Origin of the sequence: Croceibacterium xixiisoli (assembly GCF_009827305.1) — a bacterium.
Classification (GTDB): Bacteria; Pseudomonadota; Alphaproteobacteria; order Sphingomonadales; family Sphingomonadaceae; genus Croceibacterium_C; species Croceibacterium_C xixiisoli.
Window position 1 is genome coordinate 783,465 of record NZ_WTYJ01000001.1, and the last position, 11,822, is coordinate 795,286.

Sequence of the window (11,822 nt, forward strand, 5' to 3'; positions counted from 1 at the left end):
ATCATCAAGTCGCTCTGTTGTCAGCTTTTCGGCCGGTTGATCTGGCTGGCGATCATTTCGCCTCCGCTGCGCGATATCGACCACAGCCGGTCGGGAACGGCGGGATCCCAGTCGATCGCCTGCCCGTCATTGGCCGTGCCCAGCACGGCGATCAGCTTCAGCGTGCTGCCGGCTTCGGGCAGGGTCAGCACATAGACCTCGGGCCGGTCGTGCCCGGTGGCATAGATCAGCCCGTCCTCGCCCCAGCTCAGCCCCGAACAGCTGTAGGGCGCCATGCGCGCCAGCACTTCGGGCGGGAAGGCCCAGCTTTCCAGGATGCGGAACTGGTCGTCCATTCTGGTCAGCATGGTGTATTCATGGCCGCGTTCGGGCACGCCGCCCCGGCGGCTGTAATTGGCGAACACACCCCACCAGCTGTCCTTGTGCCGGTCCATCACGGTCAGCGATCCGGGGCCGAAGCCCAGGCTGACCGTGCGCAGATGTGCCACCGGGCTGGTGGAGAAAATCTCCACCGCGCTGGTATGCGGCACCTGCGGATAGTTGGAGGCGGCGCAGATCAGTTCCTCCCCCACCACGGTGCAGCTGTTCATATGCGGGAACTGCGCGCGAGATCCCTGCCAGCCATCCACCCGGCGGCCGGTGGCGATCTCGTATTTGCCGATCTGGTCGTTGTTGGTGGCAAACACATGGGTGCCGTCCGATGCCACGCCCTGGCGCGCCTCGGGCGCCGGAATGCTCAGCGTTACCGGCGCCGGCGGCGGGGAAGGGCTTTCCACCGTCAGCGCTGCGGGCTGGGCGTTTTCCTGCGCGTTCAGCAGGGCGGGGAAGGCGGCGCCGGCAAAAGCCAGCACCGCCACCGCGCGACGAAACGTCTGGGTCGCAGCCATCACCAGCGGAACGATCCGCCAACGAAATAGGTGCGGCCATAGCGTTCATGCTGCGTCACCCAGTCGCGACGGTTGCCCTGATACTGACGGGTGGCTTCGTCGGTCAGGTTCTGGGCTTCGGCAAACAGGCGGAAATTGCGCGTCACATCCACCGCCACCTTGGCGTCCAGCCGCCGCAGATCGTCATTGTACTGGTCGGCCACGGCGATATCGCCGGCCGACAGCATGGCCCGGCCGGTGTGGTGATAGGCGACCGATGCCTCCACGATGCCCCGCTGATAGAACAGCTGTGCGCCCCACAGCAGCTTGGACTGTTCGGGGAAGCCGATCTTGCCGCGCGCCGGGTCCTTCAGCATCGCATCGATCAGCGTCAGGTTCAGGTTCACACCCAGGCCGGAAAGCGCGCCGGGCAGGAAGGTGAACTGATGCTGGTAGGATGCTTCCAGCCCCAGGATCTCGGCCTTTTCGGCATTCTGCCGCTGGGTGAAGCGCAGGATGTCATAGGTTTCGCCCAGGAAGCTGGCATCCTGAAGGGTGTAGCTCTGGGTGAAGATCGGATTGTCGATGAACTTGGCGAAGGCACCGATGCTCAGCATGCCACCCCGGGCGAAATACCACTCCGCCACGGCATCCAGCGCGTCGGAAGTATAGGGGTTGAGCGCCGGATTGCCGCTGGTGACGTTGATCTCGCTGCTGTCGCCGGTGGAAATGATTTCCATCTCCCCGCCCGGCGACAGATCGCTGAACTGCGGCCGGCCGACGGCGCGGGAATAGGCCAGGCGCAGCACCACATCGTCGCGCGGCTCGATCCGCAGCACCACGCTGGGCAGCCAGTCGGTGTAGCTGCGCGAACCGGAGGTCGGCACCACATCGGTCCCGCCTTCCAGCAGATAGCCGGTTACGTCCAGCTTGGTGTGCTCGACCCGCAGACCGGCGGTCAGCGCGGCCCGGCCGAATTCGACATTGGCCATGGCATAGCCGGCATAGACCTCTTCGGTCAGGTTGAAGTCGGACAGGGTCTGATTGGCCAGCGATGTGGCATCGTTGCGCACGAACTGCGCATTGCCCAGCTTTCCTTCGGTGAAATCGCGGATCAGCTGCTCGTCGATCGTCGGCGTCACCAGATAGGGGCGGTCCTTGCCCGGGCGCACGGTCACCGGCTCACCCGAAAGACCTTCCAGCGTGAAGCGGTTGGGCGCGGTGCCCCGGCCATAGCTGTCATTGGCCGAATCGAACGCCTTGTCGGTGGAACGCAGGTTCGCGCCGAACTTGACGAAGCTGTTCTCGCCGATCCCCGGCAATTGCCCGGTCACGTCGAACCGGCCCTGCCAGGTCTTTTCCAGCCCATATTCATCCTGCTGGGTATAGGTGCGGAAACCCAGATCGGCCGGGGCCAGATATCCATCCACCGGCACGGCGGTGAACAGCTTGTCGGTGAAATCCACCTGCACATCGCCGGGGTTGCCGCGGAACTGCCAGCTCTGGTTCGGCTCGATCACCTCGTTGCGGGTATGGGCGGCGCCGAAATCGATGGTCCAGATATCCGACAGCTCGGTCTTGCCGCCCGTCATGAACGACAGGATCGACTTTTCCTTGTATTCCAGCCGCAGGTCGGTGCGCTGTTCGCTGGTGCTGGCGAGGCCGGTCAGGCCGTTGGCGTCCCAGTCGATTTCGGAGAAATCTAGGCGGAAGCGCTGGCGATATTCATCCTCGGTGAACTTGGAATAGACGCCCCGGAAAAACAGCTCGGTCGAACCGCGCCGCCAGTCGAGCGATCCGGAAAAGCCCAGCCGTTCGCGCTTCAGCCGGTAATCGGTATATTTGATGTTGATCGGTACCGCGCCGCGTGCAGCCTCATCGTCCAGCGCCCAGTCGTCGGGATAGATGCCGTGGCTGTTGTAGGTGCGGTTGGAATAGCTGGCACCCAGCAGGATGCCGAATTCCCGGTCGGCGCCAAACCGCGTGCCAACGGTGATGTCGCCGCGCACCGGCTTGTCCTCGTCGCGCAGTTCCTGATACCCGATCTGGGCATTGGCCTGCAGGATGAAGGGCGTGTTGTAATCGAATGCGGTCTGGGTCACCAGATTGACGGTGGCACCGATGCCCTGGCCGATCAGGTCGGCGGTCTTCACCTTCGACACTTCGACGCGGTTGAGCAGCTGGCCGGACAGGATATCCAGCGGCAGGGCGCGGGTATTGCCATCCGGATTGCCGATCTCGAACCCGTTCAGCGTATAGCCGTTCAGGCTGGACGGCACGCCGCGCACGGCGACATAGCGGCCTTCGCCCTGGTCATATTGCACGCCCACGCCGGGCAGGCGTTCGATCACTTCGGCAATATTGCGGTCGGGCAGCTGGCCCATTTCATCGGCAGAGGCGACATCGACCAGGCCCAGCGCATCGCGCCGCTGATCGATCGCGCGCAGCTGCTGCGCGCGCTGGCCGCTGACGACGATGGCCTCGCCGGCGCCGTCGATGATCTCGTCAGCGACAGGTGCGGAATCCTGGGCTGCGGCAGAAAAGGGGAGGGTGATGGCGAATGTGGCGGCGCAGACGCCGCACAGCAATTGAGCGCGCATGGAATGACGATCCCTGAGATTGTTTTTTGCAGAAAGGCTCTGGGGCCTCTGCGCGCCGCCCTAGGGGCGCTGCATGTCAATCAGGGGTCATTCGGGTGACAATAGCATTACAGTGCGGCCACACCTTCGGCATCACCGGCCGGAAACTATCTGCTTGAAATGAAAAGAGGCGGCCAATGGCCGCCCCTCCTTGTTCAAATTGAACTGGGATCAGTCCTTGTCCGCCTTCTTGGCAGCGGGCTTCTTCGCGGCCGGCTTCTTGGCGGGCTTGTCCTCGCCTTCGGCCTTGGCGTCGTCAGCCTTGGCTGCGGCCTTCTTGGCCGGCGCCTTCTTGGCGGGCTTTTCTTCCGCTGCTGCTTCGGCGGGGGCGTCAGCTTCGGCTGCCGGTGCTTCAGCTTCTGCGGCGTCCTTCTTGGCGGCGGCCTTCTTCTTGGCCGGGGCCTTCTTTTCGGCCGGCTTGGCTTCCGCGCCACCTTCTTCCGCTTCGATCGCGGCTTCCAGCTCTTCGCGCGTCACTTCGCGTTCGGTCACTTCGGCCTTGTCGAACAGGAAATCGACAACCTTGTCTTCATACAGCGGCGCGCGCAGCTGGGCCTGGGCCATCGGATCCTGCGACACGTAATCGACGAAGCGCTGGCGATCTTCCTGGCGATACTGCTGGGCGGCCTGCTGGATCAGCATGCGCATTTCCTGCTGGCTGACTTCCACGCCATTGGCCTGGCCGATTTCGGACAGCAGCAGGCCCAGACGCACACGGCGTTCGGCTATGCGGCGGTAATCGTCCTTCTCGGCTTCGATTTCCTTCATCCCTTCTTCGGGATTTTCCTCGCGCGCGATTTCATTGGTCAGCTGTTCCCAGATCTGGCCGAATTCGGCTTCCACCATGGTCGGCGGAACTTCGAAATCGTGGTCGGCGGCCAGCTTGTCGAGCAGCTGACGCTTCATCTGGGTGCGGGTCAGGCCGGCAGATTCCTGCTCCAGCTGAACCTTCATCAGCTCCTTCAGCTTGTCGAGGCTTTCCAGGCCGAGCGAGGTGGCGAATTCTTCGTCAACGACGGTTTCGGATTCGGTCTTCACCTGCTGCACCGTGATGGCGAACTGGGCTTCCTTGCCCTTCAGGTTTTCGGCCGGGTAATCTTCCGGGAAAGTGACGGTGATGGTCTTTTCCTCACCGGTCTTCACGCCCACCAACTGTTCTTCGAAACCGGGGATGAATTGATTGGAACCCAGCACCAGCGGCGCGCCTTCGGCCTTGCCGCCTTCGAATTCGACGCCGTCGATGCTGCCGACGAAATCGATGATCAGCTGGTCGCCATCGGCGGCCTTCTTGGTCTTGGCCGCATCCTTGTAGCTTTTCTGGCTGCCGGCCAGCTTGGCCAGCGATTCGTCCAGCGCTTCATCGCTGACCGGTACGACCAGGCGTTCCAGGGCCAGGCCGTCGATCGACGGTGCGGTGATTTCGGGCAGAACTTCCAGTTCCACCGTCACTTCGGCATCCTTGCCTTCTTCATAGCCTTCGGCCAGGTCGACCTTGGGCTGCAGCGCCGGGCGCAGCTGCTTGTCGCGCATCAGCGTGTCGATCGATTCGCGCAGGCTGGCGTTCAGCGCTTCGGAATGCAGCGACGCACCGTGCATCTTGCGGATCAGATTGGTCGGCACCTTGCCCGGGCGGAAACCCGGCATGCGAACCTGCGGGGCAACTTTCTTCACCTCGGCGTCGATCCGCGCTTCGATGGAACTGGCCGGAATCGTCAGCGTATACGCGCGCTTCAGGCCTTCATTGGTCGTTTCGACGATCTGCATTTCTTGCCTTCCAAATACTAGGCGTCCGGCTGAAGCTTCCGGGACGTTCAGCGTGTTCGTGAACTGGTGCGGGCGAAGGGACTCGAACCCCCACATCTTGCGATACTGGAACCTAAATCCAGCGCGTCTACCAATTCCGCCACGCCCGCTGACCGATGAAGCTTCGCAGGCCGGATGCCTGCAAAACAGGGAAGCGCCCTTATAAGGACAGGGCTCAAAGGGCAAGCGTAACGGCTCTGTCTTGCAATGGATATACGCTCTGGCGCACCCGCGCGATCCCCGGGGCAGGGCCGACCGGATTGATTTTTGCCGCCCGCCATGGCTAAGCGCGGGGCATGACCGAAGAAAACACGCCCGAACCGACCGTCCCCGAACAGGTGGAAACGCCCGCAGCCACCGGCGACGACACGCCGCCGGACCGGATTGCGATCGATCCGTCGAGCCCGCATTTCGATGGTGATCGGCTGCGGCGCGGGATCGGCATCCGCTTCAAGGGTGTCGAGCGCAAGGATGTGGAGGAATACTGCATCTCCGAAGGCTGGATCCGCGTGCAGGCCGGTCGTTCGGTCGATCGGCGCGGTCGTCCGCTGACGATCAAGCTGACCGGCCCGGTAGAGGCCTGGTACGACGATCTGGGCGAAAACCCGCCCGTCGCACGCGCCTGATTGCGTAAGGAAAATCCGGCTGGTCGCTGCTGACCGGCCGGAATTTCCGTTTCGAACAGGCTTTTCTCCAGTTTCCGGCGGCTGCCGCCTTCAATCCATGCCCGCCATGCGTTAGGCAGGCCCATGGATGTTTACCTTCCCATTGCGAACCTTGCGGTCAATGGCCTGGTAATCATCGCGCTGGGCGTGGGTACGGGGGTGTTGTCCGGCATCTTCGGCGTCGGCGGCGGGTTCCTGACCACCCCGCTGCTGATCTTCTACGGCGTGCCGCCCACCGTGGCCGCGGCCTCTGCCGCTACCCAGGTCACCGGGGCCAGCGTCTCCGGGGTCTTCGCCCATAGCCGCCGCCAGGGCGTCGATTACCAGATCGGCGCGGTTACCGTCGTCGGCGGTATCATCGGCGCCGTGATGGGGGCCGCGCTGTTCAGCGCGCTGGAATCGATCGGCCAGATCGATACGGTGATCAACATTCTCTACGTCCTGCTGCTCGGCACGATCGGCACGGTCATGGCCCGCGAAAGCATTGCCGCGCTGCGCCAGACGGACGGCGTCGCGCCGCGCGCGGCCAAGCGGCGGCACCATCCGCTGGTCGCCAGCCTGCCGATGCGCTGGCGTTTCTATCGCTCGGGCCTCTACATCTCTCCGCTCGCGCCGCTGCTGCTGGGCATGGTGGTGGGGATCCTGACCATGCTGATGGGCGTGGGCGGCGGCTTCATCCTGGTGCCGGCGATGCTCTATATTCTGGGCATGAGCGCGAATGTCGTTGTCGGCACTTCGCTGTTCAACATCCTGTTCGTCACCATGGCCGCCACCATGACGCATGCGCTGACCACCCGCGCGGTCGATGTGGTGCTGGCCGGGCTGCTGCTGCTCGGTTCGGTTATCGGCGCGCAGATCGGCGCCCGCGTGGCGCAGAATGCCCGGCCGGAAATGCTGCGCCTGCTGCTGGCGGTGCTGGTGCTGGGGATCGCGCTGCGCATGGCCTGGGGCCTGGGAATCCGCCCTGACGAAATCTACACCGTGGTGCCGTTGTGAGCGGTGCCACCCTGATCAGAGGGGCACCGCGCGTCCTGCTCGCCCTGCTGGCCTTCTTCGCGCTCAGTGCCCAGCGTGATCCGATCCTCGTGCCGGAGGTGTCGCAGCATGAAATCCAGGTGCGGCAGGGTTTTACCGGCACCGAACTTTTGCTCTACGGCGCGATCCTCGCCCCCGATGGTTCGCGGGCGCAGAATGATTACGACATCGTCGTCGTGCTGAAGGGGCCGACCGAACCGATCCTGCTGCGTGAAAAGGAAAAAGCGCTGGGCATCTGGGTGAATGCGGATTCCCTGCGCTTCCGCTCGGCCCCGTCCTTCTTCGCCGTCGCCAGTTCGCGCCCGATCGATGAAATCGTCGATGATCGCACCGCGGCAATCTACGAACTCGGGCTCGATTTCCTGCAGCTTTCACCCTCGGGCGCCATCGATCCGGTGGAACAGCAGCGCTTCACGCGCGGGCTGGTGGATCTTCGCCGGCGGCAGGATCTCTATCAGGAAGACGGCAAGGGCGTCACGATCAGCGGCGGCGTGCTCTATCAGTCGCGGATCAAGCTCCCCTCCCATGTGGTGACGGGGCGCTACACTGCCGAAACCTTCGCCATTTCGCGTGGTCGGGTCATCATGTCGGCCACGGCAGAAGTGGAGGTGCGCAAGCTGGGGCTGGAACGGCTGGTGGCCGAACAGGCGCAGAAATCCTCGGTTCTCTATGGGTTGTTTGCCGTCACCCTGTCTGTGCTGATGGGCTGGGTGGCCGGGCGTCTGTTTGCTCTGGTTTGATGACAACGGGCCGTGTGTTGTCACAATTGACCCAATGTTAACTGCGCATGCCATAGGGAATGCTCGTATTTTTTTGGCGAGCGATCCGTATGGACTCAATTCAGGACCCGCGCATGACGGCCTTCAGCGATGCGGAACCATGGGAGGCTGCCCGGCAACAGCCGGACCCGCGTGCCGCCGCCGATCGCAGCAGCCAGCCGATCGGCGTGGTGCTGGAAATCGACGGGTCGCAATCGCAGGTGGTGTTTGATACCCAGCGGCTCACCGAATGCGCCGAAGATGCCGATCCCTCGATCGCCATGGCCGGCCGCGTCGGCAGCCAGGTCAAGATCCGCACGGCCGATGGCTGGCTGCTCGCCAATGTCCGCAACCAGAAACAGGATCGGCGCAGCGACGGCATCCTGTCCGGCATCGATTTCATGGGCGAAGGGCGGATCGAACCGCTGACCAACCGCATCATCGGTTTCCGGCGCGGCGTCACCCGCTATCCTATTCCCGGCGCGCTGGTCTATCCGGCCACCAATGACGATCTGCGGCAGATCTACGCCTCCGACGGGCGCAGCTCGATCCAGATCGGCACCGTCTATCCCACCGCAGACGTTCGGGCCGGCGTCCAGGTCGATGCGCTGCTGGGCAAGCATTTTGCCCTGCTCGGCTCCACCGGTACCGGCAAATCGACCAGCGCGGCGCTGATCCTCCATCGCATCTGCGAATCCGCCCCCAAGGGGCATATCGTCATGGTCGATCCGCATGGCGAATATGCCGAAGCGTTCAAGCACACCGGCGTCATCTTCGACGTCAGCAATCTGCAGATGCCCTATTGGCTGATGAATTTCGAAGAGCATTGCGAAATCCTGCTCTCCTCCAGCGGCAATGAACGGCAGGAAGATGCCGACATCCTTGCCCGCTGCCTGCTCAAGGCGCGCAGCAAGAACCGCCTGGCCGAACAATTGGGCAAGCTGACGGTCGATTCTCCGGTGCCCTATATGCTCAGCGATCTCTCCGCGATCCTGCTCGATGAAATGGGCCGGCTGGACAAGGCGACCTCGACCGCCCCCTTCATGCGGATCAAGAGCCGGATCGAGGAATTGAAGGGCGATCCGCGCTATCAGTTCATGTGGTCGGGCATGCTGGTGGCGGACACCATGGCCAGCTTCATCGCCCGCATCTTCCGCATGCCCTCGGATGGCAAGCCGATCTCGATCATCGATGTCTCGGGCGTGCCGACCGAAATCACCTCCACCGTGGTCGCGGTGCTCAGCCGCATGGTGTTCGATTTCGCCATCTGGGGCCGCGATGAAAAGACCAGCCCGATCCTGCTCGTCTGCGAAGAAGCGCATCGGTATGTTCCCAACGAACGCAACACCGATGGTTCTTCGGTCGGCCGGATCCTCAGCCGCATCGCCAAGGAAGGCCGCAAATACGGCATCTCGCTCGGCCTGATCACTCAACGCCCGTCAGACCTTGCCGAAGGGGTGCTGTCGCAATGCGGCACCATCATTTCGATGCGCCTCAACAACGAACGCGATCAGGCCTTCGTGAAGGCCGCCATGCCCGAAGGGGCGCGCGGCTTCCTCGATTCCATCCCGGCGCTGCGCAATCGCGAATGCATCATTTGCGGTGAAGGGGTCGCCATTCCGATGCGGGTGTCCTTCGACGAACTCGACCCAGCCAAGCGGCCGGCTTCGGACGATCCCAGCTTCGTCAAACTGTGGCGTGAAAGCGGCGGTGAAAACGATGTCGTGGCGCGCACCGTTCAGCGCTGGCGCGCGCAGGGCAAGTAGTCGAAAAACGCCTTCATGCGGTGGTGGCGCGCGTTCATGCGCAGGCAGGGCGCGCTCCTGCGCAGGCAGCGCGTCACAGATTCGGGGTCGCGCGGCCGCTCGGCTCCCCATCGGCCTGGCACTGTTCCTGCGCTTCCTCGCTGCTTTCTGCAATCGCCCGGCTGCGCCATCCGCTGTATCGATAGGCCAGAAAAGCCAGCACCAGCGCCACCGCTGCCGCCACCGGAAACGACAGCCAGATCGCGTCCGAACCCAGCCGGTCATAGGTCAGGTAATAGAACCCCAGCCGCACCGGATAAAGCGCAACCCCCAGAATCCAAAGGGGAATCCAGACCCCGCCGCCAGCCCGCATCGTCGCCGTCAGCACCATCGTCACGCCGAAGAAGATAAAATTCCAGCTCGCCAGCAGCTGAATATGCTGCGCCATCGGCACGGCCAGACTGTCCGGCCCCAGGAACAGCACCAGCGCCGGCCGGTCGAACAGCAGCAGCAGAACCGTCACCGCCCCGGTCATCACGAAATTGATAATCACCCCGGACCGCGTCACCCGATCCAGCTTATCCCACTGACCTGCCCCGATAAATTGCGCCGCCATGGCACTCACCGCGCCACCCACGGCCATCGCCGGCATCTGGATATAGGTGAACAGCTGCATCGCGGCCGCATAGGCGGCGGTCATCATCAGCCCTTCGCGGTTGACCAGCCCGACCACGATGATCCCCGCCGCGCTCATCAGCAGCATCTGGGCGCCCATCGGTAAGCCCTTGCTTATAATGAAGTTCAGCTCTTCCCGCACCGGGATCAGATAGCGCAGCTCCTCGCCCCTCAGCCGCAAGGGCAGGTCTTTCCAATAGACATAGGCGACCATCCCGATGAAGGCGACGAAGCTGGCCAGCACCGTCGACAGCGCCGATCCGGCAATTCCCAGGGCGGGGAAGGGCCCGATGCCGGCGATCAGCAACGGGTTGAAGATCGTATCCAGCACGACCGTAACGCCCATGAAAATCAATGGCGTACGCGCGTCGCCCGTGCCGCGCAGGCCCATGGTCAGCACGATCGACACCATCATGAAGGGCATGGAAAGGAAGATCAGCCGCAGATAGGTCAGCGCCAGCGGATAGGCGCCCTCGGGCGTTTCCAGCAGCTGCAACAGGCCCGGCGCGGCGATCCAGCCGATCACTGCGATTCCCGCCATCAGCACGGCACAGAACCCCACCGCCGTGCCGAAAGTCCGCCGCGCACCATCAATGTTGCGCGCGCCGAACCGCTGCCCGATCTTGACCGTACCGGCCATGCCGAACCCGAACGCGGCGGCAGAAACCAGGAACATGATGATATTGGCATTGGCCGTGGCTGCCAGCGCCTCTTCCCCGATCAGCCGGCCGACCCAGATCGAATTGACCGTGCCGCTCAATGATTGGAGGACATTGCTGAACAGCGTGGGCACGCTGAACATCAGCAGGGTGCGGAAAATCGGGCCTTCGGTCAGGCTTCCCCGCAGCGGAACTTTGTCATTATCAACCGGGGTCGCGCTCATGTGCCCCTAGTGTCGCCAAACAGCCGGATGTGCAAGCGTTTGGACAAAGTCAAACTATGGGCGACGCATTTGTCCACAAGCCACTGCTCGCGCCGTTCCAGCGTTTCGGCATCGGTGCCCTCGGCCATCAGATAGACCCGCTCGCGCGGTAGATCATGCTGCTCGATCAGCGTCAGCACCTCGTCCACATCGTCCGGCGTGGCGATCACGAATTTGAAGAACGCCCGCTCATTCGCGGCCCAGGCGCGCAGCCGCTCCGGGTTCAGCGCCAGATCGGCCGGATTGCCCGAATGGCTCAGCTTGGGGCTGACATTGAACTGCGCCACCAGTTCTTCCAGCGCGGCAGGCGGCGCCACTGAACCATTGGTTTCCACCTCCACCACCATCGGCGGCAGCAGCTTCAGCATGCGGATCAGCGCCGGGGCCTGCAGCAATGGCTCCCCACCGGTCACCACCAGCCGCGGCATGCCGAAGGCGGCGATGCGCGCTGCCACGTCGGCTTCGTCCAGCGTCAACTGATTGATTTGACGGTCATAGGTTTCATCGCCCCGGTGCGGGCGGTTGTCGCCGGTGAAATGCCAGGTGTAGGGCGTGTCGCACCACTGGCACGCCAGATTGCAGCGCGATAGGCGCACGAAGGCGCAGGGCTTGCCCATGCTCGGCCCTTCGCCCTGTACGGACGCGAAAATCTCCGCCTCGCCCGGGGTCGTGGTGGCGAGCACTAACGCCATGGCGCCGATACTCCGTGCCCGC

9 protein-coding genes and 1 tRNA gene are annotated in these 11,822 nt (G+C 63.4%); 4 read left to right on the forward strand and 6 right to left on the reverse strand.

Annotated features, from left to right (window positions below; genetic code table 11):
* Positions 1–20: 20 nt before the first annotated feature.
* From GRI97_RS03755 to GRI97_RS03770, 4 genes are all read right to left on the reverse strand, one after another.
* A complete protein-coding gene (locus tag GRI97_RS03755) occupies positions 21–887 on the reverse strand; it encodes a hypothetical protein (protein ID WP_235917595.1) in 867 nt (288 codons plus the stop codon).
* The gene (locus GRI97_RS03760) at positions 887–3,466 is read right to left on the reverse strand and encodes a TonB-dependent receptor (protein WP_161389771.1); all 2,580 of its coding nucleotides are present in this window, start codon (positions 3,464–3,466) and stop codon (positions 887–889) included. The genes GRI97_RS03755 and GRI97_RS03760 overlap by 1 nt, the downstream gene beginning before the upstream one ends.
* A 210-nt stretch (positions 3,467–3,676) precedes the next feature.
* A complete protein-coding gene (gene tig / locus GRI97_RS03765) occupies positions 3,677–5,269 on the reverse strand; it encodes a trigger factor (protein ID WP_161389772.1) in 1,593 nt (530 codons plus the stop codon).
* A gap of 64 nt (positions 5,270–5,333) precedes the next feature.
* Positions 5,334–5,418, reverse strand: a tRNA-Leu gene (locus GRI97_RS03770).
* Positions 5,419–5,604: 186 nt separating this feature from the next.
* On the opposite strand from GRI97_RS03770, the gene GRI97_RS03775 reads away from it, so the two are divergent.
* The 4 genes from GRI97_RS03775 to GRI97_RS03790 all read left to right on the forward strand — a co-directional run bounded on the left by GRI97_RS03775 (position 5,605) and on the right by GRI97_RS03790 (position 9,532).
* Positions 5,605–5,934: a DUF3297 family protein gene (locus GRI97_RS03775; RefSeq protein ID WP_161389773.1), complete on the forward strand. Its 330-nt coding sequence runs from the start codon at positions 5,605–5,607 to the stop codon at positions 5,932–5,934.
* Positions 5,935–6,057: 123 nt separating this feature from the next.
* Positions 6,058–6,969 (forward strand): sulfite exporter TauE/SafE family protein, encoded by a 912-nt coding sequence (locus GRI97_RS03780; protein ID WP_161389774.1) that lies wholly within the window; start codon positions 6,058–6,060, stop codon positions 6,967–6,969.
* Positions 6,966–7,748, forward strand: coding sequence for a TIGR02186 family protein (locus GRI97_RS03785; protein WP_377018762.1), 783 nt, complete (start codon positions 6,966–6,968; stop codon positions 7,746–7,748). Before GRI97_RS03780 ends, GRI97_RS03785 begins: the two co-directional genes overlap by 4 nt.
* A 113-nt stretch (positions 7,749–7,861) precedes the next feature.
* Positions 7,862–9,532 carry an ATP-binding protein gene (locus GRI97_RS03790; protein WP_161389775.1) on the forward strand — a complete coding sequence of 557 codons (1,671 nt, stop codon included), beginning with the start codon at positions 7,862–7,864 and terminating at the stop codon, positions 9,530–9,532.
* A 73-nt stretch (positions 9,533–9,605) separates the two neighbouring features.
* On the opposite strand, the gene GRI97_RS03795 is transcribed toward GRI97_RS03790, so the two are convergent.
* Both GRI97_RS03795 and GRI97_RS03800 read right to left on the reverse strand, forming a co-directional pair.
* Positions 9,606–11,069 carry an MATE family efflux transporter gene (locus tag GRI97_RS03795; RefSeq protein ID WP_161389776.1) on the reverse strand — a complete coding sequence of 488 codons (1,464 nt, stop codon included), beginning with the start codon at positions 11,067–11,069 and terminating at the stop codon, positions 9,606–9,608.
* Positions 11,066–11,800: a 7-carboxy-7-deazaguanine synthase QueE gene (locus GRI97_RS03800; RefSeq protein WP_161389777.1), complete on the reverse strand. Its 735-nt coding sequence runs from the start codon at positions 11,798–11,800 to the stop codon at positions 11,066–11,068. The genes GRI97_RS03795 and GRI97_RS03800 overlap by 4 nt, the downstream gene beginning before the upstream one ends.
* Positions 11,801–11,822 lie beyond the last annotated feature (22 nt).